Raw genomic sequence first — 24,710 nt, 5'->3', positions numbered from 1 at the left:
TTCTTTAATAGCTACGTGATTTTCACGAGAAAGATTCAATGAGGGAAAAAGTTAAGTAAGGTCTCCTAATAGGGAATCTAAAATCTGTTGTTGGACAATCCTGGTTTTCTTTGTCATACAAGTTTTACTAGCTGAATATAGTAGCAGTGGAAAGTGTTATAACTATTGAGCCAAGTTATAATCGGCAGGGAAAACAAGGAGGACTAGGAATGGAAATATTAAAGGTTTCAGCAAAATCTAATCCTAATTCTGTAGCAGGCGCACTGGCGGGGGTTCTCAGAGAAAGAGGGACCGCAGAAATTCAAGCAATTGGTGCAGGTGCGTTAAATCAAGCCGTTAAGGCAGTAGCAATCGCAAGAGGATTTGTCGCACCTAGTGGAGTCGACTTGATTTGTATTCCTGCCTTTACGGATATTCTCATTGATGGCGAAGAGCGTACGGCAATTAAGCTAATCGTTGAACCAAGATAAATTCATAAGTTTATGCCTGTTTGTCGGATGGCGAGCAGGTTATTTTTTGTATGTGACGAATAAGAAAGGTAGAGAAGGGGGATTGGATGGTGATTTTTGATGCGCATTGTGATGTTTTGATGAAATTGTTTATAGATCCGGATATTTCCTTTGTGGACAGCGATAAGTTACATATTACAAAGCGTGAACTTATGGATTCAGGTGGAAAGGTCCAATGCTTTGCGATATACATTCCTGAACAAGTCCACTCGGATATGAGATTTCAGGCTGCCTTGGCGATGGTGGAAATTTTTCACAAAAAAGTCCTGGCTGAACCTGAAATGAAATTTATAAGGTCGAAGAAAGATATCGATTCACTGGGGGAAAAAGAGATAGGAGCTTTGCTGACATTAGAAGGCTGTGATTGCATCGGGGATGATGTATTAAAGATGAAAACCCTCCTTCAGTTGGGGGTTACTTCGGTAGGATTAACATGGAATTATGCCAATCTGGTAGCCGACGGAGTTTTAGAAAAAAGAGGAGGCGGGCTAACGCGATTTGGAACGGATGTGGTGGGATTATTGAATGTGCAGTCGATATGGTGCGATCTTTCCCACCTATCGGAATCTGGGTTTTGGGACACCATAGAAATAGCAGACTTTCCGATTGCTTCCCATTCGAACGCCTATCGTTTATGCCCACATCCAAGGAATCTGAAAGACAGCCAAATAAAGGCTCTCCTAAAAAAGAATGGGACTATTGGGGTGACATTTGTTCCTCAATTTTTATCACAAGGTAAATCCGCGTCCATAAAAGACGTTATCAATCATATTGAACATATTTGTAGTTTAGGTGGAGAAAAACAAATTGGTTTTGGATCGGATTTCGATGGCATAGAAGAGATGGTCGATGACTTGGTCTCTTATAGCAATTACCAAAATTTAATTGATGAACTTGATAGGCTCTATTCCACAGAATTCGTAAAAGGCATTCTTTTTGAAAATTTCGTTCGTCATTATCCTCGATAAAAAAGGAGAGGGCGAAATGGTGTTTTTATTCTGATTTTGTAGATAGAATTGAATATTCTGAAAATATAAAAAATAAAAGCAAAAAGGTTGCAATTTATGTATTTAACCGATAGAATTGAAAGCGTTTAGTACACCTTTTCTGTCATAGAACGATTATTTACATATTGAACGTTCTGAAGAGAGGTACAGGTAAATAGCAGTTATATACGAACGTTCTAAAGGAGTGTAAGACATGATCAATCAACTTTCATGGAAAGTTGGCGGACAACAAGGTGAAGGTATTGAAAGTACAGGAGAAATATTCTGTATTGCCCTCAATCGCTTAGGTTATTACTTGTATGGCTACCGTCATTTCTCATCTCGAATAAAGGGAGGACACACGAATAATAAGATTCGTGTAAGTACTTCTGAAACTCGTGCTATCTCAGATGATTTAGACATCTTAGTTGCTTTCGATCAAGAAACAATAGACGTCAATTATAAAGAACTACACGAAGGCGGCATCATTATCGCTGATGCAAAATTTAAACCTGTCTGCCCTGAAGATACAAAGGCAGAGTTATATATAGTCCCATTTACGGAAATCGCATCTGAATTGGGTACTTCTTTAATGAAAAACATGGTGGCCATCGGAGCTACCTGTGCTGTACTTGGTATGGAAATCTCCGTGTTTAATGATGTTGTTGATGAAATCTTCGGCCGTAAAGGTGAAGAAATCGTTAAAAAGAACATGGATGCGATCACTGCTGGTTATAAGGCCATGGAAGTATTGCTTGGTGAAAAAGTGGGCGCTATGGAACTTGAAAAAGCGGATGGTCAAAAACGTTTATTCATGATTGGTAACGACGCAATCGCACTAGGTGCAGTTGCTGGTGGATGTCGATTTATGGCTGCTTATCCGATTACGCCAGCTTCAGAAATCATGGAGTATTTAATCAAGAAACTGCCTAAAGTGGGTGGTACCGTCATTCAGACGGAAGACGAAATCGCTGCAGCTACGATGGCAATCGGGGCTAACTACGGTGGTGTTCGTGCTATTACAGCTTCTGCCGGACCAGGTCTTTCATTGAAAATGGAAGCAATCGGTTTAGCGGGAATCACAGAAACTCCGATTGTTATTGTAGATACACAACGTGGCGGTCCTTCTACCGGACTTCCAACGAAACAAGAACAATCTGACTTAATGGCTATGATTTATGGGACGCACGGAGAAATACCGAAAATCGTCATGGCCCCAAGTACGGTTGAGGAAGCCTTTTATGATACGGCTGAAGCCTTCAATCTTGCTGAGGAATACCAATGTCCGGTTATCATTTTATCCGATTTACAGCTATCATTGGGTAAGCAGACTGTGCAACCGCTAGATTACAGTAAAGTGGAAATCAGACGTGGTAAACTTTTGGACACGGAAATAGAAGGCCCTCAAGAAAAAACATATTTCAAGCGCTATGAAGTAACAGAAGATGGAGTTTCTCCTCGTGTCGTTCCAGGCATGAAAAACGGAATTCACCATGTTACGGGTGTAGAGCATGATGAAACAGGGAAGCCTTCTGAATCAGCTGCAAATCGTGTAGCACAAATGGATAAGCGGATGCGTAAGCTTAGCAATTTAGCGAACACATTCAATACACCCGTTTACAAAAATGCACCACACGCAGAGGCTGACTTATTAATCCTAGGGTTTAACTCTACCCGGGGAACGATAGATGAAGCCATCGGCCGTTTGGAAACGGACGGAATAAAAGTGAATCATGCACAAGTTCGTTTGATTCATCCATTCCCTGCTGATGAAGTTCTTTCTTTAGTGCAATCAGCTAAGAAAGTAGTAGTAATTGAAAATAATGCGACTGGACAATTGGCTAATATTATCAAGATGAATGTCGGGCATGTAAATAAAATTAAAAGCATCCTAAAATATGACGGCAACCCATTCCTCCCGCATGAAATTCACACACAATGCAAGGAGATGTTCGAATATGGCAACATTTAAAGAATTTCGAAATGATGTAAAACCTAATTGGTGTCCTGGTTGTGGGGATTTCTCCGTTCAGGCTGCCATGCAGCGTGCAGCAGCCAACGTAGGCTTGGAACCGGAAAACTTAGCTGTGGTTTCTGGAATCGGCTGTTCAGGTCGGATTTCAGGCTATATCAAATCTTATGGTTTCCATGGCATTCATGGTCGTTCGCTACCGATTGCCCAAGGATTGAAAATGGCTAACCGCGAGTTGACGGTTATAGCTTCCGGTGGGGATGGCGATGGTTTTGCAATCGGGATGGGACATACCATACATGCAATACGTCGTAATATCGATATAACGTATATCGTTATGGATAACCAAATTTATGGTTTAACTAAAGGACAGACTTCCCCACGTTCAGCTGCTGGATTTAAAACGAAATCCACGCCTGAAGGATCAATTGAGCGGGCAGTCTCTCCGATGGAATTAGCTTTGTCGGCTGGAGCTACCTTTGTCGCTCAAAGTTTTTCAACGGATTTAAAAGACTTAACTGCAATCATTGAAGCTGGAATCAACCATAAAGGGTTCTCCTTTATTAATGTTTTCTCGCCATGCGTTACGTACAACAAAATCAATACGTATGATTGGTTCAAACAAAACTTAACAAAATTAAGCACGATTGAAGGATATGATTCCACAAATAAAGAACAGGCCATGCATACGTTAATGAAGCATGACAGTCTTGTGACTGGGATCATTTATCAAGATTCTTCACGTTCTTCTTATCAAGAATTAATTCCAGGTTATGCAGAAGAAGCATTGAATAAGTCTGATTTAACTCTAGATCAAGCTCATTTTGATAAACTTGTTGAAGAATTTATGTAAGCGTGAAAAGGTTCACCCCAAATTTGGGGTGAACCTTTTTTGTGGTTAATAACCAAGCGTTCTAATGAGGAGACAGCACGCTAGAAGATGGTGCTACCTAAATAGTAGGGCTTAGAAGAAACCGTTATTGCATCCGCAGCGGTTTCCTCGGTTACAGCACCCGAAAGAGAAGAAATTACAACGATTTCTTCTACAACAACAGTTGTTGTTATTGTTGTTATTGTTGTTATGATGATGGTGGTGGTGATGGTGATTGTTGTTGTCGTTGTGGCGGTCGTCGCGGTCATTGTCGCGTCTTTGACAACCCCTCACCGCACGACAGAAATCTCTTTCGATTCTGCTATTATCGTCGTTATTACGATGATGATCGTGATTATTATTGTTATTTCCAGAACATGACATATAAGTCACTCCTTAAATTGTTTTTGTTGTACGAGATATCTTATTCAAGAGCGGACAGGATGTTATAGGACTATGTCCTATATAGAGAAAATGTACGATAGCCCTAGATAACGGATTGGAGAGAAGTAAATAGAAAGTTACTGGTTGATTACCATCTCTTAATTCCCTATTTTGTGAATTTTTTCTAACAAACGCTAAAGGATTGACAGAATGATTGTTTCTTCCTGGTAAAAGCTTTATACTATGTTAATGTGGATATATCACACTTAAAAGCAAATATTTACACGTGAATGAAATAGGTAAGTGAACAAAAAACCTGGTTAGCATGCGGGTCTGGAAATAGTTAGGACGTTAAATAAACTAACTATTTTGAAAGGAGATTAACATGAACGAGAAACAAAGATTAGAATTACAACAAGTACAGAATGAAAATCCAGCGGACAAAAAATCCGAAAAGGATTACAGTAAGTACTTTCAGGCAGTTTATATACCGCCTTCCTTGAAGGATGCTAAAAAACGAGGAAAAGAAAATGTAGAATATCATGATGACTTTGCTATTCCTGAACAATTCCGAGGAATGGGAGAAGGTAAGAAATTTCTTATTCGTACATACGGTTGCCAAATGAATGAGCACGATACTGAAGTCATGGCGGGTATCTTTACGGCACTCGGATATCAACCGACCACTACAGTCGACGATGCGAATGTCATTTTACTGAACACTTGCGCAATAAGGGAAAATGCGGAGAACAAAGTATTCGGGGAACTAGGGCATTTAAAATCACTTAAATTGGAAAAACCGGATTTACTGTTGGGCGTTTGCGGCTGTATGTCCCAGGAAGAATCGGTCGTTAAAAGAATCCTTGAGAAACATCATTTTGTCGATATGATCTTTGGTACACATAATATCCACCGACTACCACAAATCCTAAATGAGGCATATCTTTCAAAAGAGATGGTCATTGAAGTTTGGTCCAAAGAAGGGGATGTGATCGAAAATCTTCCTAAAGTACGTAAAGGGAAAACAAAAGCATGGGTCAATATTATGTACGGCTGTGATAAATTCTGTACGTATTGCATCGTGCCTTTTACACGAGGAAAAGAAAGGAGTCGCCGTCCCGAAGATATCATTCAGGAGGTTCGTCATCTTGCGGCACAGGGCTACAAGGAAGTCACCCTCCTCGGTCAAAATGTGAATGCATATGGAAAAGACTTTACAGACATGGAGTATCGCCTTGGTGACTTGATGGATGAAATCCGTAAGATAGATATCCCGCGGATTCGCTTTACTACTAGTCATCCCCGGGACTTCGATGATCATTTGATTGAAGTTCTTGCTAAAGGCGGTAACTTAGTGGATCATATCCATCTTCCTGTTCAATCGGGAAGTACGGAAACGCTTAAAATCATGGCGCGTAAATACACGCGTGAACAATATTTAGAGCTTGTTAGAAAAATTAGGGAAGCAATTCCTAGTGCATCTTTAACGACGGATATTATTGTCGGTTATCCAAATGAAACGGAAGAACATTTCGAGGAAACGATGTCTTTATACCGGGAAGTTGGATTTGATGCTGCTTATACGTATATTTACTCTCCGCGAGAAGGAACGCCTGCAGCAAAAATGCAGGATAATGTCCCGATGGAAGTGAAAAAAGAGCGTCTGCAACGCTTAAATGCTCTTGTGAACGAAACATGTGCTTTGAAAATGAAAGAGTACAATGGGCAAATTGTAGAAGTTCTCGTGGAAGGTGAAAGTAAGAAAAATCCAGATGTATTAGCAGGGTATACTACGAAAAATAAGCTAGTGAACTTCAAAGGACCAAAGTCCGCGATTGGCCAAATCGTCAAGGTGAAAATCACCGACACGAAAACATGGTCATTGAATGGGGATATGGTTGAAGAAGCGACAGCAATAGAGGTGGATTAAAATGACAAAATATACAAAAGACGATATCTTAACAAAAGCGGCAGAGCTAGCTGAAATGATTGCCAGCACGGAAGAAGTGGATTTCTTTAAACGGGCTGAGGCTCATATTAATGAAAACCAAAAGATACGTGAAATGATTGCCAGTATCAAAAGCTTACAAAAACAAGCTGTGAACTTCCAACATTATGGAAAAGAAAAAGCATACGGGCAAGTTCAGGCGAAAATCGATGCCCTTGAAAAGCAGTTGGATGAGCTTCCAATCGTCCAGGAGTTCAAGCAATCCCAAGTCGATGTCAACGACCTTCTTCAAATGGTTTCTTCGCAAGTATCCAATAAGGTGACGGATTTGATAATTGAATCAACTGAAGGTGATATCCTTCGTGGTGAGACAGGATCAAAGGTGCAGGCTGGTGGCGGAGGTTGTTCATAATATTTTCGGGAAGCCCTTCTGGATGCAGAAGGGCTTTTTTATGTTTCAAAAACCCTTATACAGCGCCCATTCGTGACACATATCCCAAAACTGGTGCATAAAATAACCTAGATTTAAACATTACAGCAGTTTTCAGATATTAAAAATTCTACGCACACTAGACTTTTACCACGCATAGGATGAATGGAAACTGTATGAGGAGGGTTCGCTAGCATGTCACAATATAGAGAGATAATAACTAAAGCGGTGGTGGCCAAGGGACGTAAATTCACAAAGTCCTCACACACCATTTGCCCGGCTCATCATCCTTCTAGCATTCTAGGTTGTTGGATCATCAACCATAAATACGATGCCAAGAAAGTCGGCAAAAAGGTAGAAATTCACGGCAGCTACGAAATCAACGTTTGGTATTCATATAACCATAATTCAAAGACGGAAGTTGTCACTGAAAAAGTACAATATACCGACGTGATTTCGCTAAAATACCGTGATCCAGATTGTCATGATGACCATGAAATCGTAGCACAAGCTGTCCAACAGCCGAATTGTTTAGAAGCATCCATCTCCCCATGTGGACAAAAGATCATTGTTCATGTGGAAAGAGAATTCTTTGTGGAGGTCGTTGGCGAAACGAAAATTTGCGTCGCTGTAAGCCCAGATGGCCGCTGTGAAGATGACTGGGGCTCAGATTTTGATGATGATGAGTTCGAAGATTTAGATCCGGATTTCCTTGATGAATTCGAAGATGAGTAAAATACTTTAATATAGTCAATACCGGATGACATTCCCTTCATCCGGTCTTATTTACGTTAAAAGAAGGACAGGCCAAATTAGTGAATATTTTATTACCCGCATAAGCTCCTCGGCGTCCTAAATCCCCTTATAAAAAGGAAAAAAACAGTATATTATGCATGTTTTCTTGTAATAGCGAATACAGGAAAGGTGCTATCCCGTATGGTATAATAAATGACATATATAAATAACAGATTATAGTTTGGAAAGGTTTTGAAAGAATGGCTGGATATACACCAATGATTCAACAATATTTAAAAATCAAGGCAGAGTATCAGGATGCCTTTTTATTTTTCCGTTTAGGGGATTTTTATGAAATGTTTTTTGAGGATGCATTGAATGCCTCACAGGAACTGGAGATTACATTAACGAGCCGGGAGGGTGGCACGGAAAATCGAATTCCCATGTGTGGCATTCCCTATCACTCGGCTCCCAATTATATTGATATTTTGATAGAAAAAGGCTTTAAGGTAGCCATTTGTGAACAGACAGAGGATCCTAAACAAGCAAAAGGGGTCGTCCGCCGGGAAGTTGTCCAGCTGATTACACCGGGAACCAAAATGGATAGTAAGGGACTTCGGGAAAAAGAAAATAATTACATTGCATCCATCACGTCCTTTACAGATGGGCCATTCGGTTTTGCTTACAACGATTTGTCGACAGGTGAAAACAAGGTCACGTTGATTGAAAGTTTTGAAGAGGTATTGAATGAGTTTGCAAACCTTGGTGCCAGCGAAGTTGTCATTGCAACGGATTTTAACGATGAATGGAAAAAGCAATTGCAGGAACGGGGTGCCGCAGCACTTTCCCTTGAGGATAACTTAGAGCAAAGTGAGTCGTTCGTTTCTTTGTTTCGACTGTTGAAAGAAGATAAGCAAGCTCAAACGACTGCGCGTTTATTGAATTATTTATACCGAACCCAAAAAAGAAGCCTAGATCACCTGCAGCCAGTATTTGCATATGAAACGTCCCATTATATGAAAATCGACTATTATAGCAAGCGTAATTTGGAGTTGACGGAAACCATCCGTTCCAAAGGAAAAAAAGGGTCGTTATTATGGCTTTTGGATGAGACGAAGACAGCGATGGGAGGCAGGATGCTTAAGCAATGGATTGATCGTCCACTCATCAATCGACTGCAAATCGAACGTAGACAAAACCTTGTGGAAATATTGAAGGATCACTACTTCGAACGTCAAGATTTGCGCGAGCGCTTGAAGGAAGTATATGATTTAGAGCGTCTTGCGGGCCGGGTGGCGTTTGGAAATGTCAATGCACGTGATTTAATCCAGTTGAAACGTTCACTCCAACAAGTACCCATCATTCGTGAAATCGTCCAATCCTTGGGCTCCAATGGTGATATAACAGCTCTCGCCGAAAAGCTGGATCCCTGTGAGGAAGTGACCGATTTACTTGAAACGGCATTAGTGGAAAATCCACCGTTATCCGTTAAGGAAGGGAACATTATCCAAGATGGTTTCCACTCGGAACTGGATACATATCGAGATGCCAGCCGAAACGGAAAAACGTGGATCGCTCAGCTGGAACGGGAGGAACGGGAACGTACCGGAATACGATCATTGAAAATCGGCTATAACCGAGTATTTGGTTATTATATTGAAGTGACTCGCGCCAATTTGCATTTACTTGAAGAGGGACGGTATGAACGGAAGCAAACCTTGACCAATGCTGAAAGATATATCACACCTGAACTAAAAGAAAAGGAAGCCTTGATTTTACAAGCCGAAGAGAAAAGCATCGGTCTTGAATATGATCTGTTCCTCAGCCTCCGTGAACAGGTGAAAAGCTATATCCCACGTTTACAAGAGCTTGCGAAAGGCATCAGTGAACTTGATGTTCTCCAATGCTTTGCAACAATCAGTGAAGAGCGTCATTATGTAAAGCCGGTCTTTTCTGAAAATCGTAAAATAGCCTTACAGGAAGGACGCCATCCTGTTGTCGAAAAAGTACTGCATTCTCAAGAGTATGTTCCAAATGACTGTTTTATGGATAGCGACCGTGAGCTACTTTTGATTACAGGACCTAATATGTCGGGTAAAAGTACGTATATGCGTCAGATTGCGTTGACATCCATTTTGGCCCAAATCGGTTGTTTTGTATCGGCGACCTCAGCGGAACTGCCGATTTTCGATAAAGTGTTCACTCGAATTGGTGCAGCGGATGATCTCATTTCGGGGCAAAGTACTTTCATGGTCGAGATGCTCGAAGCAAAAAATGCCATCATGAATGCTACGGAAAACAGCTTGATTTTATTCGATGAAATCGGACGAGGAACTTCCACTTACGATGGTATGGCGTTAGCGCAGGCAATCATTGAATATATTCATGGAGAAATCGGTGCAAAGACACTCTTTTCAACACATTATCATGAATTGACCGTGCTATCAGAGGAACTTCCTAAACTGAAAAATATCCACGTAAGTGCAATCGAACAGAATGGGAATGTCGTTTTCCTTCATAAAATAAAAGAGGGACCAGCCGATAAAAGTTATGGTATTCATGTTGCCAAGCTTGCCAACCTTCCAAAACAGTTAATTGACCGGGCAGCTGCCATTTTAGCGCAACTTGAAAGTGATAATGAACAAGTGACGCAAACACCTTCAAAGTCAGCTGTTGTAGTAGATATAGATGTTCCTAAAGGATCTAAAGAAAAGGATGGTACGGTTGTAAATGAAGCGTCGCAACTTTCCTTTTTCGGAGAAGAAGTTCCAAGGGAAAAAACCAGTTCATCAGCTAAGGAAAAAAAAGTGCTTGATGATATCAAATCGCTCGATATCCTAGAAATGACACCACTGGATGCGATGAATATACTCTATAAATTGCATAAGAAATTGAAATAAATAATTGAAGCGAGGCGATAAAAGTGGGGAAAATCATACAGCTAGACGAGTCTTTATCGAATAAAATAGCAGCTGGCGAAGTGGTTGAACGTCCTGCCTCAGTCGTGAAGGAGCTAGTGGAGAACGCCATAGATGCCAACAGTACCATCATTGAAATTGAATTGGTGGAGGCCGGACTTGGGTCCATCAGGATCATAGACAATGGAGATGGAATGACGGCCGATGATGTAGAAGCGGCGTTCAAACGTCATGCCACAAGTAAAATAAAAGATGAAAATGACTTGTTTCGGATTCGGACGCTCGGGTTCCGTGGTGAAGCCATGCCAAGTATCGCATCAGTTTCCCATTTTGAAATGAAAAGCAGCACGGGAGAGGGGCCAGGAACCCGAATTCTGCTTGAAGGGGGGATCATTCGTGAATTGGAGGCTTCATCAAGCCGAAAAGGGACGGACATCACGGTCTCCGAGCTTTTCTATAATACACCGGCACGATTGAAGTATTTAAAAACGATTCATACGGAGCTAGGAAACATTACGGATGTCACGAACAGGCTGGCTTTGTCACACCCTGACGTTTCGATAAGCCTTACGCATAATGAGAAACGTATTTTGCATACGAATGGTAATGGAGATGTCCGGCAAGTACTGGCCGCAATCTACGGAATGAATATTGCCAAAAAGATGATTCCGATAGAGACGAGGTCTTTGGACTTCACTATAACCGGATATATCGTAATGCCCGAGGTCACCCGTGCCTCCAGAAACTACATTTCGACTATGATTAACGGTAGATTTATAAAAAACTATGTTCTTGTTAAGGCAATCCTGGAGGGATACCACACACTCCTTCCTATTGGACGTTTCCCAATTGCTTTGTTGAATATTGAAATGGATCCAATCTTGGTCGATGTTAATGTACATCCATCCAAATTAGAGGTGCGACTTAGTAAGGAACAGGAGTTATATGCCTTAGTATCGGAAACGATTAAATCGGCTTTCAAGAAACTTTCCTTGATTCCAAGCGGTTTCACGCCGTCACACAAGAAAGAGGAGCCTAAGAGCGAGCAGACGTCTCTCAGCTTAGACCATGTCGTGGAAAGGGGAAGGCAAGTTCTTGAAGAAGCAAAAAAAGAAGCATCCCTACTAAAGAATACCTTGATACGAGAAAAACAACAGCAAGAAATTCCAGTGGAATCTATCGATGATAACCAGGATATTGATACCATGCATGAATTAATATATAGCAGTGAAGATGGAATGCAAATGGGAGAGGCCTCTATCCCTGTCATACCTCCAGAAGAAAAAAGGTCCTTGTTCGAATCCGCTGAAGGGTATACAACATATACAGTCGAAGAGGATGAGGAAGAAATGGAGGAGGAAGATGCTTCAAGCCGCATACCTCCTATGTATCCAATTGGACAAATGCATGGCACCTATATTTTCGCCCAAAACGAAAAAGGTTTGTATATCATCGATCAGCATGCTGCACAGGAACGGATTAAATATGAATATTTCAAAGAAAAGGTTGGTCGTGTCGAAAATGAGCTACAGGATATGCTCGTTCCGATCACGTTAGAATTTTCGACCGATCAATCAATTCGAATCAATGAATACAAGGATGAGCTAGAAAAGGTCGGCGTCTTTTTAGAGGAATTCGGTTACAATTCCTTTATCGTCCGGTCCCATCCACAATGGTTCCCTAAAGGAATTGAACAGGAAATCCTTGAAGACATGATTGAACAATTATTGTCGATGAAAAAGGTGGACATAAAAAAACTGCGTGAAGCGGCGGCCATCATGATGAGCTGCAAAGCCTCCATTAAAGCCAACCGCCACCTCCGTAACGATGAAATACAAGCCCTTCTTGATGAATTAAGGCGAACAACCGATCCATTCACCTGTCCGCATGGAAGACCCATCATCATCTCCTATTCAATTTACGAAATGGAAAAGATGTTTAAAAGGGTGATGTGAAAATGAAAAGAGAACCCCTTGTTATCAAGGGGTTCTCTTTGGGATAGGTACCAACATAATACGTAATATGTATGCTAAGGGAGGAGTTTCTTTGCATTTTGAACCGATTGATGTAACGAAGCATAGAACATTCATTATTCGATTTCGTAGGGACTCTTTCGTCATAAGCTTTGGTTCTGATAAGGATCTTGGAAACGTAGAGGAATATCTGGATTGGGTAAAAATAAAATCGAACCGATATCCAGGTGGATTTGTCTTGGTTATGGAAGATGATGTGCCCATCGGTCAACTTGAACTTACAATTAAAGAATATAAGGGTAGTAAAGTAGGCTACGTAAATCTTTATTATCTCATTCCTGAAAAACGTGGAATGGGGTTAGGGAAGGAACTTCACCGATATGCTCTTCATTTCTTTAAAAAATATGGGGTAAAGGAATATCATCTACGCGTTTCTCCTACTAATAGAAACGCATTGTCTTTTTATCGTAAAAATGGAATGCAGGAAGTAGGGTTTGAATTAGAGGGAAAAGTGATAAGAATGAAAGGGAACGTGTAAGTTAAAAAATATACCTCCAGGGTAAGTTCATGTTTCTCAGCTAGTTCATTATTATTAAGGTAAAAGATGCAAAAAAATCCCCTTCTCATTTCGAGAAGGGGTTAGTCGTAGTTAATCTTCAAACAACTCATCCATCAAGTCATCAATTTCTTTTTTTAACTTTCTTGTTCCTTCTTTGGAGACAGTAATTGTATCACCATCGATAATCAGCATATCTCCGACCTTGGCCCCTTTTGGAAGGGAGCTTTTCGGAAAATCCTTCATATCGCCACCATCGATTTCCACGACAGCTATTTTACCTTCAAAGCGATCAATTATTCCTTGCTTCATTTATTTCACCGTCTTTACAGTAAGTTTCGTACCTGTAGAAGTAAAAATAATGTTTCCAGATTTGTCTGTACGATAGATTTTAGCTTTTATGGAATTCAAGCGTTTTACAACGGTAGAAGTAGGATGCCCATAGCTATTTTTTCCTACACTTATTATAGCGTATTTTGGTTTTGCTTTCTTAATAAAAGCTGAACTAGAAGATGTTTTTGCCCCGTGGTGCCCAACTTTAAGGACATCCACGCTTGGTACTACCTTTTTGGCAAGCATGTCTTTTTCGGATTTTTCTTCAGCATCGCCAGTGAACAAGAACGATTTTTTATTGTGTTTAAGTAAAAGGACGGCACTCCAGTTATTTAAGTCCGTCTTATAGTCCTTGACTGGAGCAAGGAATTTCAATGACGTATTCTTTGCCTTCGTCGTGATAACTATCCCGGTCTTGGCTTTCTTGATTTTTAGCCCTTTTTTCTTAACCGCTTTTAAAAAGTCTGTGTAAGCTTGTGTGCTATGAGCAACTTTCGGTGCGTACACAGCTTTGACTTTCAGATTATTGATTACATAGGCCAGTCCACCGATATGATCGGCATCCGGATGCGTCGAGACAACCGCATTCAACGTTTTTACCTTTTGTTTTTTCAGATAGGCAACGACATCATCGCCTTTTCCTTTTCCACCAGCATCAATTAAAATGTTTTCATTACCGGTTTGAATCAGGATGGAATCGCCTTGGCCCACATTGATAAAGTGTACCTTCACATTGGAAGCAGCAGCTTCAGTTGACTGGATTCCAGTAAATAAAGTTAAACATAGAACAGCCACTAATATTACTTTAAGTTTTTTCATCATTATATCACCCTAGCATATCTTATCATGGTTATTAAGAGAAAAGTGAGATAATAAATATTTTAAAATAGTATTTTTTCATTCGTATAGATATTTATCTGTTATTTTATGCATTAATTAATTAAAATATACCATTAATATAAATATAAGGATAATATTTTAGTTATTTATGGGATTTTATATTATTTTATTAAAATAATACTAATAATATGGTAAAGCTGATGGATTTTGATTGTAGTATGGGCTACCGTACCATTGGTTTAGATAGTGCCATGATTGATTGGAATGATTATTCCCATTTCTGTTATAGGTTACGGGTGGGCCAATGAAAGTCGAGGGCTGAACGGGTGACACCGTTTTTTTCCATTGGTTTTCATCTATGGAATAAGTGTGGGCCATGATATCCGCTGGCGTTAATTTCAAGATATCCGATCCAAGAATGACTTCAGGGATAGGTGCATTAAAAATAGCAAGTAAATGTGTTTGGTCCATGGTAGCCACTTCATAATGCCACCAGCCTTGTGGGACGTTCGCTACTTGGCCGGGAGTAATGGGGTAGTTCTGAATGAGCTTTGTATATGGATTCAGAATGGATACTGTAGCGGCCCCGGAGATGCAATAAACTAGCTCAGCTGCATTTTGATGGTAATGAGGTTCGATGATATTATTGGCACTTAAGAATATATCGAGTAAAGAAGTATTCTCCAGGGTGTTCAACTGTGAAATGCCCAATACATTTATATAGTTCAGATTATCTTTTTTTACTAAAGTACTTTTATTTACATCGAAGGTAAATAGAGTCGAAGGTGATGCATAATCCATAGGTATCCTTCCTTTACGATAGTGTTGGTTTGAGCAGGATATGTGGTTTACCATTAGAATGTGCAAATGCCCATGATAAAGATTGTAGTTAGAAACCAAAGTCTTTCAAAATAATATTCTTATAAAATATCATTTAACTGAATTTTCCCTATTGTCTTATTTAAGAATAAGCAGAATTTTCCCATTGCATGAATAGAAATTACAGTGATATAATAATTCCTGTGTTTTTAAAGTTAAAAAGATATAGGAAGTGTCTAAATTGTCTAACAATTCGAAAGAGAGCAAATTCGTCCCGTACGTTTCTGCTTCGAAATCTTTACCCGAATTAACTGTCACTGCAATTATTCTAGGTATCATTCTTGCCATCGTTTTTGGAGCAGCTAATGCATATTTAGGTCTCCTTATTGGATTGACGGTTTCCGCATCTATACCCGCGGCGGTAATTTCAATGGCAATCCTGAGAGGGATTTTTCGACGAGATTCCATCTTAGAAAACAACATTGTGCAAACGATGACAACAGCAGGTGAGGCCATTGGGGCCGGAGCCGTTTTTACTATCCCAGCATTATTTATGTGGGGGATGGATGTTAGTCAAGCGTTAATCCTATTCATTGTTTTAACTGGTGGATTCCTTGGGGTCTTCATGATGGTCCCCCTTCGTCAGCTTTTAATAGTAAGGGAGCACGAAACATTACCTTATCCTGAGGGTACGGCATGTGCCGAGGTATTGAAATCAGGAGAAAAAGGCGGTTCTAGCGCTAAATTAATCGGAGTCGGTTTAGTAATCGGTGGTGTGGTTAAAGCGCTTGGAGATGGATTCAAGCTATTTAAAACGGAAGTGGAAACAGGCATCACTGGTTTTAAAAATGCAGTAGTCGGCCTTGATGCATTTCCTTCTCTATTGGGTGTCGGGTATATCATCGGTCCACGTGTTGCGGGTCAAATGATCGGTGGGGGTCTATTGGCTTGGGTCGTCCTTATACCGGCCATTAGCTTCTTTGGTAGTGGTAGCTCTACACCTATATTCCCGTCAGAAGTTCCTATCGGTGAACTGGACGCTTGGGGAATTTGGGATAATTATATTCGGTACATCGGAGCTGGAGCAGTTGCGACTGGGGGCTTAATCACACTGATTAAGACATTGCCCACTCTATTCAGTTCTGCTTTTGCAACGCTGAGAGGCGTGCAAGCGAATAAAGGTCAGCTTAAAGCCGGGCTAATTCGTACTGAAAAAGACATTCCTGCTAAATTCGTGTGGTTAGGGATGCTTATTGTTCTTTTGATCATTGCCTTTGCACCTGTAACGGAAGTAGGTATCATAGGCGCAGTTGCAATCGGTATTTTTGGGTTCTTATTCGTGACGGTCGCTTCAAGGATTGTTGGGATTGTCGGAAGCTCTTCATCCCCTACATCTGGGATGACCATTGCGACACTACTAATTGTAGCGCTTATTTATAAGGCAACAGGCTTCACTGGCATGGATGGCATGATAGCTGTAGTAACGGTTGCTGCAATCGTTTGTACGGCACTTGCAGTGTCAGGTGACGTTTCTCAAGATTTGAAAACAGGTTATATTGTCGGTGGTACGCCATGGAAACAACAAGTTGCGATGATGATTGGTGTCGTTGCATCTGCAGCTGTCATTGGCTTTACCTTAGTGTTAATGGATAATGCTTATACAATGGGTTCTGCAGAACTTCCTGCACCTAAAGCGGCCTTGATGAAAATTCTTGCTGAAGGTGTTCTTGGAGGAGACTTACCTTGGACCCTTATCTTCATCGGAACGGCGATTGCCATTACTCTAGAGTTCTTCGGTTTGAATTCACTTAGTGTGGCAGTTGGGATTTACTTGCCAGTTCATACGAGTGCGCCAATCATGATCGGTGGATTTGTACGTTACTTCGTTGAACGTTTTTCTAAATCTAAAGAAGCACGTAAAGCAAGAGTAGATAGAGGAACATTGTTCGCGTCCGGTTTAATCGCCGGTGAATCATTGATTGGAGTGCTTATTGCAGTCTTAATTGCAGTGGGAGTAAAAGTTCCAGCCGTAGCGGTGATAGCGAGCAACCTAATACCATTCTTACTTTTCCTTGCTTTAGCTGGAGTACTTTGGTTTGTATCTAGCAAAAGGAATAAAGAAGATGTTTCGTAAAAAGCAAAAATCAAAGAGGAACCTGTTAACTATGGTTCCTCTTTTGGAAAGTCGTGTCACCCTAGAAATGGATTCTTCTTCGGACTTAGGATTTTTGATTATCCAGAGAACTAACTTCATCGAGAGACTGACGATTCGTTTCTTGAAGCAAAGGGCATTTCGTAAAATCAAGCTAGATAAGTTTGGGAGATTTGCCATTGAACAAATGGCATATCGCAAGAATGTTCAAGCGATTTCGGAAGCGATGATTGAACACTTTGGGGAAGAAGCCGAACCGGCCTTACCACGACTTGTGAAATTTTTTGAAATCCTTGAAGTTCATGAATGGATCATTTGGGAAGAAGAAAAATAAAAAACAAGCTGAAGCATGCAAATCGCGCTTCAGCTTGTTTTTTTGCTTTTTCATGAATGAGGGGTAGCGAAATCAATAGCTAAAGGTAATTCGAAAAAATTTCTTAATAACGGCAGAGAGTAGGTTGTAGGGCTGATCGTCATGTTTGGTATTTGTAAAAGGAGCATATTCTGTAAATGTTAACGTATATGATTTCATTCTTGATGGGTTTGTATGGGAAATGTAACAGGGACGCTAAAGAGGGTGACACCAGGCCTGAATTTAAGGTCCGGCAAAAATGCCCTCAGTCTATACTTATTGTATTGCCTTGCCATACTACGGGGGAGGGGACCATGTTCTATCATTTATTAATTCGTCAATAGATTCCTAATCTATCAATTGGTGGAATTGAAAAATCCAGTTTCCGTCTAAGGACAGAAACTGGATTTTTCTCAGCGTCTACTTATTTACAAATGATTAAGTTCAGTGTTGAACTTAATAAACCAAATTGTAAAGCGCTTTGATATGAGTAAGATAACGGATGTTACTAGCTTCCTTCATTAAAGTGGCAGGTAAGCCTTTAAGTTCAGTGTTGTTAGCCCCAACTGTTGCTACACCATCTTTACGACCTAAGCTGGCAAGTGTTCCAGAATTGATAGGTGCGAATTTTTCTAGTGTTTTACCTTCAAATGCTGCATATAGGTTGTAACCGACTAGTTCGCCCATTTGCCAAGCGTTTTGTGCGGTTGGTGCGTATGGACGTCCACCTTCTGGAGGGAATGCAACGGCACTATCGCCAACAACGAATACGTCATTATGAGACTTGGATTGAAGATATTCATTGACAGTTGCTTTACCACGGTCCACTTCAAGACCTGATTCCCCAACGATAGGAAGAGCAGCGACGCCACCTGTCCAAACAAGTGTATTAGCCGTGATTGTTTGTCCATCTTTCAATTCGATAACATTGCCTTTGACACCTGTTACAGGAAGGCTAGTTAAGAATTCAACCCCACGTTTTTGTAGACTTGTCATTGCGCGTTCAATTAATTGATCCGGTAACACAGGAAGGATTTTCGGACCAGCCTCGATAAGCTTGATTTTCAAGTCTTTGTAGTCTACGCCAAATTGTTTTGCAATTTTAGGGAAATGATCTACGATTTCACCGATTAGTTCAACGCCAGTTAATCCACCGCCGCCGATTACAATCGTTGCGTCCGCTTCATTTTTCGTAATGGAATATTCACGAATGCGATCTTCTATATGTTTGTAAATTTTATTTGCATCATGTACAGATTTTAATACCATGCTGTTTTCTTCAAGTCCTGGAATGCCGAAGAATCCTGTTTGGCTTCCTAAAGCAACAACTAAAGCATCATAAGTTAGAGTAGAACCATTAGCAAGTTTAACTTGTTTTTTATCCACTGAGAAAGATTCAGCTTTGGAAATGACAAGGTCGATGTCTTTTCCTTTGAAAAGTTTTTCTAACGGAATGGCAACAGCTTGTTCAGAAACTGATCCTCCTGCTAGACGATGAAGTTCTGTGATAATTTGGTGTGTTGGGTATTGGTTAACCACTGTAACTTGTGCTTCATCTTTATTTAAGTATTTTCGAACAGTTAATGCAGATAGTAATCCGCCGTATCCTGCACCTAAGATGACGATATGTTTTGACATTTGTTAATCCCCCGTCCTAACTGGTTGAATGATAATAATAGAATTAGTTTTGGTTCTTACGTTCTGCAGAGATTTCAAGGAACGCACTTGCGAAACGGAAAAGTTTTTGCGCTTGTGGATCTTTCATCATACGTAGTAAACCGAAAAGACCAATGACTTCCGTACTTTCTTCAGCCCGGTCCTTTGCTTCGATTGCATTCGCAGCAAGGCCCTTTACAGAAGATACAACTGGTGTTGCCATTTCTGAAATAGCACTGACTGTATCATTTTTCAATACTTCATCAGTTGCAACAGATTGAGCAAAATCATATGACTTTGTCAAAATATTAACCAATTCCGTTAATTTTGGTAATTGTTCTACTAAATTATTCAGTGATTGTTGAACCTCAGGGTTTAAAAGTTGATCTAGGATATCTCTTTGTTCCTGGCTTGCAGAGATATTAAGTGTTTCGTTTTCAGGTTTTGATTTTGAGACTACATCTGCCATATCTATTTCCCCTTTGCGTTGAACTTAATTTGCTAATTAGGATGCAAAGTCACATTACTATCGAAGTCAGAAACTATAACTTTGAAAATCTCTTTAAAAAGTTATCGCTACTAGAGGCCCATACTGATATGTAGTTCCTTTGATAGAACCTATTAACTTACTGAACTCACGTGTCTCTATCCTAACACTCCTAATCATACGTCTACCGACTGTTAATTTCAAATAGTTTTTTACAATATGAATATAACTTAAAGTTATTATTTATGTTCGTGTAAGCCAGGGGACATTTTTCGTGGTATCATCGGGAAACTTGAATATCTTCTATATTCTCCATTTTTATGGTTTTTTTGAGAATTCACCTTAGAAATAGGCTTCATTCCTATAATTTTCTTACTTTTTTGTATTTCTTTTAGTTTTTACGAATAAACTCTCTAAAATCAGGGTATAAGATATTACTTGTATTGGAGATGATGCCTTTGATCAAACGTCGATTATTAAAAGTTCATGGAGAAATGATTCAGATTTCCTCCAGATATTCTAAAAAGCATAACAAATGGAATTGTACGGCCAAACTTCCCAATAGTTCGCTTATCGCATATTGTCGAGATAAAAACAGGATACGTGCAGAAACTGTGTCCATGAGTAGGTTAATAATTACTTATGATGATTATAAAATCATATAATCAGGATGAACGTACTTTATAAATAGTAAAAGGGCACTCAATCATTTTTGATTGGGTGCCCTGGCCTGCCCTTTTTAATTAACGCTTTATCTTGTAATTCCTTAAATGTTCATTTCCATCATGAAATGATGTTGTTTTTCCATACATAATACAAGCGGGGATCACTGGATAAAAAATACATGGCTATCTTTCGTATATCCTCAATATTAATTATTTCATGCATTATCAGTATCCTTTTTTTAAAAAATATTTTGTATGTTGCTATAGTGATATACGTAATAGAAAGATGATGAGAAATCCATACAAGTATAAAAGCTATCTGTTAATGCTCAGATGGCTTTTTTGATAGAACTAACTATAAAAAAAATAAAATTCAATACATTTGTTTAAAAGAAAGGAGATTAGTGTAAAAAATAATAGGATAAATTAACGCAAGTAATAAAAACGAGAGGGTTGAAGGATTTTGGAACATTCTAAGAATACAGTTGCCGAGTTAATCATTCAACAATTACAACTCATGAATGTGAAAAGAATTTATGGAGTGGTGGGAGATACGATAATTGGACTGATTGATGCACTGTCGAATCAAGAAAATATTAAATTCATTGCTGTTAAGCATGAATCGGTAGCCGCTTTAATGGCTTCGGCGGAGGCCAAGTTAACAGGGGGATTGGGTGTGTGTACCGCGACCATGGGACCTGGGGTCACTAATTTGCTTAATGGACTTGGTGATGCCTATTCCGATAAAGCACCGGTGTTGGCCATAACAGGGCAGGCTCCGAGTGATAAAATAGGAACGGATTTTCAACAATATGTGAATCAACAGGAACTTGTGAAGCCGTTTGCTTCTTATAGTGTGAATTTGACCAGCCCGGATGCCATTATTGAAGTGATGCACAAAGCGGCCCAAAAATCGCTTGGCCAGAGAGGGGTTACTCACCTTTCCATACCCAAGGATTTTTTCGATAAAAAAACGGAAGTGCGACCAAGGCGTTTACCTTTACTTGTTAAAAGTACTTCCTCGCTGGAAGAAGAAAGCAAGAATCGGATTCTTGAGGTAATGAAAACAGCGAGACAACCTATGATACTGGCTGGAGCCGGTGCCCGTGGTGCTTCAGAAGCGATTGAGATGCTTGCGGATACGTGGGGTGCTGCCATTCTTACTAGCCTTGGGGGTAAGGGCGCTTTCGAGGCAAATTCTCCAAATCTTTTACAAGGCATCGGGGAAGGCGGCAATCCATATGCGAAGAGCGCCTTCCTGGAGGCTGACGTCGTATTGCTTGCCGGTGTTACTTGGTGGCCCGAAGGATATGTGCCAACCGATGCGAAGATTATACAGATAGACAGTAATTTTGACAAGATCGAAAAAAGCATACCCGTAGAAATCGGTATTAAAGGTAATACTGAAGAGGTTATTCCTCAATTGAATCTTGGATTAAAAGGGCACAACAAGAATGATGAGTGGGTCGGTCGTTGCCGGGAAGTGAAAGAATTATGGTCAGCGCAATTGGAACAGGAAGGCAATAGCGAAGGTTCTCCTATACACCCAGCAAGGATTATTCGAGCGATTGAAAGGACGATAGATCCAGATGCGATCCTGGCAATCGATACTGGGGATGTAACTGTTTGGACGAATAGAATCTTGCGCCAACAAAACCAAAGGGTTCTATTTTCAGGATATTGGAGAACGATGGGGTTTGGTCTTCCAGCTGCAATGGCTGCCAAATTAGCCGAATCGGAAAAACAAGTAGTAGCCGTTGTCGGTGACGGAGGCCTTCAGATGACACTTGCTGACTTACTGACAGCCAAACGATATGGCATTAAGATTACCATCATCGTACTCAATAATGAATCACTACAAATGGAACGGGATAAAATTAAAGCTGAGGGAGGGGATGAAGTGGGCGTGGGTCTGACAAATCCTGATTTCGTAAAGGTAGCGGAAGCCTGTGGATGGAAGGGTGTGCATGTCGAAGAGGATAACTCCTTGGAAGCATCCATCACAGAAGCTTTGCAGTCAGAGTTACCCGCTTTAGTCGATATCCGTACAGCTCAAATCTTTTTCCCTGAAACAGAATGAAAGGACAATTACGTACAGGGAAAATATATAGTGGAAGGAAGTTAGTAAAAAGAGGCATTTGACCAATGGGTTAAGTGCTTCTTTTTTGCCAAATATAATAGAAAGGACCCATCAAAAGGTACTGTATCAAAAATAAATGATTCACGCTTCCTACTGAATTACCCCCTCTCTTTAAAATGACCTTTGACAAAAAGAAGAGAAAGGGTTAAATTCTAATAATCGTATATTCAAATAATCAGATATACAAAATAAAAAAGGAAGTGCTTTTTTATGAAGCGAAATTGGTTTATTGATGGAAGATACAAAGATTATTCTTTTCAATCTTTACAAAAAGATTTTATAGCTGGACTCGTAGTCGGTGTAATTGCCATTCCATTAGGCATGGCATTTGCTATAGCTTCAGGTGTAAAACCTGAATATGGGATATACACGACAATCATTGCCGGAGTATTGATTTCCCTATTAGGGGGTTCGAAATTTCAAATAGGTGGGCCAACAGGTGCGTTTATCCCAATTTTATTTGGGATTGTAATGACATATGGGTTTGAAAACTTATTAATTGCTGGATTTTTAGCAGGAATCATCCTAACCTTAATGGGGATTTTTAAATTAGGCTCATTAATTAAGTTTATTCCCAAACCTGTAACGATTGGGTTTACCGCTGGGATTGCTGTCATCATATTTGTGGGCCAGGTTCCGAACTTTCTGGGATTGTCTGGTGTGGAGAAACACGAAGAATTCATTAATAATGTAAAGGAAATATTCATGCATATTCAAAGCATGAACATGTACAGCGTATTAACCGCAGGTATTTGTTTAATGGCTGTTTTAGGCACACCTAGGTTCTTTCCAAAGATTCCAGGGCCACTAATCGGCATTATCTGTTCGACATTGGTTGCCACTTTCTTATTTCCGGGTCAAGTAGCAACGATTGGTTCAACATATGGGGAAATTCCAAATAATTTGCCACAGTTCAAATTTCCTGAGATTACTTTAGACCGCATTCAACTTTTAATTCGACCCGCGCTTGTCATAGCCATGCTAGGAGCAATAGAATCATTATTATCAGCAGTCGTGGCAGACGGGATGTCCGGTAGTAAGCATAATAGTAATAAGGAATTGATTGGTCAAGGCGTTGCTAATATAATTACTCCTCTATTCGGTGGAATCCCAGCGACAGGTGCAATCGCAAGAACGGCTACCAATATTAAAAACGGGGCTGTTTCCCCGGTATCCGGTGTAGTTCATGGCATAGTCGTCCTCTTGGTTTTAGTGCTGTTTGCACCGTACGCCTCAAAGGTGCCGTTGGCAAGTATGGCTCCGATATTGATGGTGGTTGCTTGGAATATGAGTGAGAGGCATCTTTTCTTTAATATGGTCAAAATCAAAACGACAGATTCACTCATTCTAGTTATAACATTCTTATTGACGGTATTTGAAAATTTAACCAGCGCCGTAGAAGTGGGGCTTATTTTAGCCGTCCTTTTATTTATAAAACGAATGAGTGATACAATAGTAACTGAAAAAGTATTGCCTAATCCCAATAATAAACACCAACAGGTTGATAGCCGAGTAGTTACATCTACGCATGATTGTCCACAGATTAGTATATATAATGTGGAAGGGCCACTCTTTTTCGGTGCAGCCCAAACTTTTGAACAGTCTATTATTGGGACAACCCATTCCAAACCAAAGGTACTGCTTTTAAGAATGGGACAAGTCCCATTGTTGGATACCACTGGTGAGTCTTATCTTTCTAACATCGTTCATCATTTTTCTAAACACGGTCTCGTTTTGATTTCTGGAATCAAACCACAACCTAAAACGCTTCTGATCAAAACTGGCTTATATGAAGTAATTGGGAAAGATCATTTTTTTGATCATACAGGAGTAGCGATTGATTACGCTCTTGAACAGTTAAATAGGAATAAGTGTCTTGGCTGCAAGCACTTTGCCTTTAGAGAATGTTCGGCTTTATCAGGGGATCTCACCAAAGGTATTGAGGAAAGAAGACGGGCCTTTTCCAGTTAATTAAATTGAAGAG

The 24,710-nt window shown here is 40.1% G+C and carries 20 protein-coding genes; 14 read left to right on the top strand and 6 right to left on the bottom strand.

Annotated elements, in window-relative coordinates; all coding sequences use genetic code 11:
- The first annotated feature begins 209 nt into the window (after positions 1-209).
- The 4 genes from spoVS (at position 210) to ACIQXH_RS08640 (ending at position 4,320) form a co-directional block, all read left to right on the top strand.
- Positions 210-470: a stage V sporulation protein SpoVS gene (spoVS, locus tag ACIQXH_RS08655; protein WP_191095538.1), complete on the top strand. Its 261-nt coding sequence runs from the start codon at positions 210-212 to the stop codon at positions 468-470.
- Positions 471-556: 86 nt separating this feature from the next.
- Entirely contained in the window at positions 557-1,477 is a 921-nt protein-coding gene (locus ACIQXH_RS08650) for a dipeptidase (protein WP_402956363.1), read from the top strand.
- Positions 1,478-1,709: 232 nt separating this feature from the next.
- The gene (locus ACIQXH_RS08645) at positions 1,710-3,467 is read left to right on the top strand and encodes a 2-oxoacid:acceptor oxidoreductase subunit alpha (RefSeq protein WP_402956365.1); all 1,758 of its coding nucleotides are present in this window, start codon (positions 1,710-1,712) and stop codon (positions 3,465-3,467) included.
- On the top strand, positions 3,454-4,320 hold the full coding sequence (locus ACIQXH_RS08640) for a 2-oxoacid:ferredoxin oxidoreductase subunit beta (RefSeq protein ID WP_403123133.1): 867 nt from the start codon (positions 3,454-3,456) through the stop codon (positions 4,318-4,320). The genes ACIQXH_RS08645 and ACIQXH_RS08640 overlap by 14 nt, the downstream gene beginning before the upstream one ends.
- Before the next feature lie 80 nt (positions 4,321-4,400).
- Here ACIQXH_RS08640 and ACIQXH_RS08635 read toward each other — a convergent pair whose 3' ends face one another.
- Positions 4,401-4,607, bottom strand: a complete 207-nt coding sequence (locus ACIQXH_RS08635; protein ID WP_402868472.1) for a hypothetical protein — start codon at positions 4,605-4,607, stop codon at positions 4,401-4,403.
- 500 nt (positions 4,608-5,107) lie between these two features.
- Between ACIQXH_RS08635 and miaB the strand changes: the two genes are divergently transcribed.
- From miaB to ACIQXH_RS08605, 6 genes are all read left to right on the top strand, one after another.
- Positions 5,108-6,652 carry a tRNA (N6-isopentenyl adenosine(37)-C2)-methylthiotransferase MiaB gene (gene miaB / locus ACIQXH_RS08630; RefSeq protein WP_402868474.1) on the top strand — a complete coding sequence of 515 codons (1,545 nt, stop codon included), beginning with the start codon at positions 5,108-5,110 and terminating at the stop codon, positions 6,650-6,652.
- Position 6,653: 1 nt separating this feature from the next.
- Complete coding sequence (locus ACIQXH_RS08625; protein WP_402868476.1) at positions 6,654-7,082, top strand: YlbF/YmcA family competence regulator; 429 nt, start codon at positions 6,654-6,656, stop codon at positions 7,080-7,082.
- A gap of 213 nt (positions 7,083-7,295) precedes the next feature.
- Positions 7,296-7,835, top strand: a complete 540-nt coding sequence (locus ACIQXH_RS08620) for an outer spore coat protein CotE (RefSeq protein ID WP_402868478.1) — start codon at positions 7,296-7,298, stop codon at positions 7,833-7,835.
- Between the two features lie 260 nt (positions 7,836-8,095).
- Positions 8,096-10,735, top strand: a complete 2,640-nt coding sequence (mutS, locus tag ACIQXH_RS08615; protein WP_402956373.1) for a DNA mismatch repair protein MutS — start codon at positions 8,096-8,098, stop codon at positions 10,733-10,735.
- A gap of 23 nt (positions 10,736-10,758) precedes the next feature.
- Complete coding sequence (gene mutL / locus ACIQXH_RS08610; RefSeq protein WP_402956375.1) at positions 10,759-12,708, top strand: DNA mismatch repair endonuclease MutL; 1,950 nt, start codon at positions 10,759-10,761, stop codon at positions 12,706-12,708.
- Between the two features lie 91 nt (positions 12,709-12,799).
- A complete protein-coding gene (locus ACIQXH_RS08605) occupies positions 12,800-13,264 on the top strand; it encodes a GNAT family N-acetyltransferase (protein ID WP_403123131.1) in 465 nt (154 codons plus the stop codon).
- Between the two features lie 111 nt (positions 13,265-13,375).
- Here ACIQXH_RS08605 and ACIQXH_RS08600 read toward each other — a convergent pair whose 3' ends face one another.
- The 3 genes from ACIQXH_RS08600 to ACIQXH_RS08590 all read right to left on the bottom strand — a co-directional run bounded on the left by ACIQXH_RS08600 (position 13,376) and on the right by ACIQXH_RS08590 (position 15,256).
- The gene (locus tag ACIQXH_RS08600) at positions 13,376-13,594 is read right to left on the bottom strand and encodes a DUF3006 domain-containing protein (RefSeq protein WP_403123129.1); all 219 of its coding nucleotides are present in this window, start codon (positions 13,592-13,594) and stop codon (positions 13,376-13,378) included.
- Positions 13,595-14,434: a ComEC/Rec2 family competence protein gene (locus ACIQXH_RS08595; protein WP_402990814.1), complete on the bottom strand. Its 840-nt coding sequence runs from the start codon at positions 14,432-14,434 to the stop codon at positions 13,595-13,597.
- A gap of 201 nt (positions 14,435-14,635) precedes the next feature.
- Positions 14,636-15,256: a cupin domain-containing protein gene (locus ACIQXH_RS08590; protein WP_402868490.1), complete on the bottom strand. Its 621-nt coding sequence runs from the start codon at positions 15,254-15,256 to the stop codon at positions 14,636-14,638.
- Positions 15,257-15,515: 259 nt separating this feature from the next.
- Between ACIQXH_RS08590 and ACIQXH_RS08585 the strand changes: the two genes are divergently transcribed.
- Positions 15,516-17,408: an OPT family oligopeptide transporter gene (locus tag ACIQXH_RS08585; protein WP_402868492.1), complete on the top strand. Its 1,893-nt coding sequence runs from the start codon at positions 15,516-15,518 to the stop codon at positions 17,406-17,408.
- Entirely contained in the window at positions 17,398-17,760 is a 363-nt protein-coding gene (locus ACIQXH_RS08580) for a PqqD family protein (RefSeq protein WP_402868494.1), read from the top strand. The genes ACIQXH_RS08585 and ACIQXH_RS08580 overlap by 11 nt, the downstream gene beginning before the upstream one ends.
- Before the next feature lie 474 nt (positions 17,761-18,234).
- Here ACIQXH_RS08580 and ACIQXH_RS08575 read toward each other — a convergent pair whose 3' ends face one another.
- Complete coding sequence (locus ACIQXH_RS08575; protein ID WP_403123127.1) at positions 18,235-19,416, bottom strand: NAD(P)/FAD-dependent oxidoreductase; 1,182 nt, start codon at positions 19,414-19,416, stop codon at positions 18,235-18,237.
- A gap of 43 nt (positions 19,417-19,459) precedes the next feature.
- On the bottom strand, positions 19,460-19,903 hold the full coding sequence (locus tag ACIQXH_RS08570; protein WP_402875259.1) for a DUF1641 domain-containing protein: 444 nt from the start codon (positions 19,901-19,903) through the stop codon (positions 19,460-19,462).
- A gap of 1,146 nt (positions 19,904-21,049) precedes the next feature.
- Here ACIQXH_RS08570 and ACIQXH_RS08565 point away from each other — a divergent pair.
- Both ACIQXH_RS08565 and ACIQXH_RS08560 read left to right on the top strand, forming a co-directional pair.
- Entirely contained in the window at positions 21,050-22,666 is a 1,617-nt protein-coding gene (locus ACIQXH_RS08565) for a thiamine pyrophosphate-binding protein (RefSeq protein ID WP_403123125.1), read from the top strand.
- Positions 22,667-22,936: 270 nt separating this feature from the next.
- Positions 22,937-24,697 (top strand): SulP family inorganic anion transporter, encoded by a 1,761-nt coding sequence (locus ACIQXH_RS08560; protein WP_403123122.1) that lies wholly within the window; start codon positions 22,937-22,939, stop codon positions 24,695-24,697.
- The last annotated feature ends 13 nt before the right edge of the window (positions 24,698-24,710 follow it).

The sequence above is a fragment of the Peribacillus sp. NPDC097225 genome (genome assembly GCF_044761955.1).
Taxonomy (GTDB): Bacteria; Bacillota; Bacilli; order Bacillales; family DSM-1321; genus Peribacillus.
Note: the sequence above shows the minus strand (reverse complement) of the source record. Positions and strands in the feature narration are given on the sequence as shown.

Excerpts from the sequence above, each read along its gene's own strand:
- spoVS (WP_191095538.1), top strand. The coding sequence starts at position 210 with ATGGAAATATTAAAGGTTTCAGCAAAATCTAATCCTAATTCTGTAGCA.
- ACIQXH_RS08650 (WP_402956363.1), top strand. The coding sequence starts at position 557 with ATGGTGATTTTTGATGCGCATTGTGATGTTTTGATGAAATTGTTTATA.
- ACIQXH_RS08645 (WP_402956365.1), top strand. The coding sequence starts at position 1,710 with ATGATCAATCAACTTTCATGGAAAGTTGGCGGACAACAAGGTGAAGGT.
- ACIQXH_RS08640 (WP_403123133.1), top strand. The coding sequence starts at position 3,454 with ATGGCAACATTTAAAGAATTTCGAAATGATGTAAAACCTAATTGGTGT.
- ACIQXH_RS08635 (WP_402868472.1), bottom strand. The coding sequence starts at position 4,607 with ATGACCGCGACGACCGCCACAACGACAACAACAATCACCATCACCACC.
- miaB (WP_402868474.1), top strand. The coding sequence starts at position 5,108 with ATGAACGAGAAACAAAGATTAGAATTACAACAAGTACAGAATGAAAAT.
- ACIQXH_RS08625 (WP_402868476.1), top strand. The coding sequence starts at position 6,654 with ATGACAAAATATACAAAAGACGATATCTTAACAAAAGCGGCAGAGCTA.
- ACIQXH_RS08620 (WP_402868478.1), top strand. The coding sequence starts at position 7,296 with ATGTCACAATATAGAGAGATAATAACTAAAGCGGTGGTGGCCAAGGGA.
- mutS (WP_402956373.1), top strand. The coding sequence starts at position 8,096 with ATGGCTGGATATACACCAATGATTCAACAATATTTAAAAATCAAGGCA.
- ACIQXH_RS08600 (WP_403123129.1), bottom strand. The coding sequence starts at position 13,594 with ATGAAGCAAGGAATAATTGATCGCTTTGAAGGTAAAATAGCTGTCGTG.
- ACIQXH_RS08595 (WP_402990814.1), bottom strand. The coding sequence starts at position 14,434 with ATGAAAAAACTTAAAGTAATATTAGTGGCTGTTCTATGTTTAACTTTA.
- ACIQXH_RS08590 (WP_402868490.1), bottom strand. The coding sequence starts at position 15,256 with ATGGATTATGCATCACCTTCGACTCTATTTACCTTCGATGTAAATAAA.
- ACIQXH_RS08580 (WP_402868494.1), top strand. The coding sequence starts at position 17,398 with ATGTTTCGTAAAAAGCAAAAATCAAAGAGGAACCTGTTAACTATGGTT.
- ACIQXH_RS08575 (WP_403123127.1), bottom strand. The coding sequence starts at position 19,416 with ATGTCAAAACATATCGTCATCTTAGGTGCAGGATACGGCGGATTACTA.
- ACIQXH_RS08570 (WP_402875259.1), bottom strand. The coding sequence starts at position 19,903 with ATGGCAGATGTAGTCTCAAAATCAAAACCTGAAAACGAAACACTTAAT.
- ACIQXH_RS08560 (WP_403123122.1), top strand. The coding sequence starts at position 22,937 with ATGAAGCGAAATTGGTTTATTGATGGAAGATACAAAGATTATTCTTTT.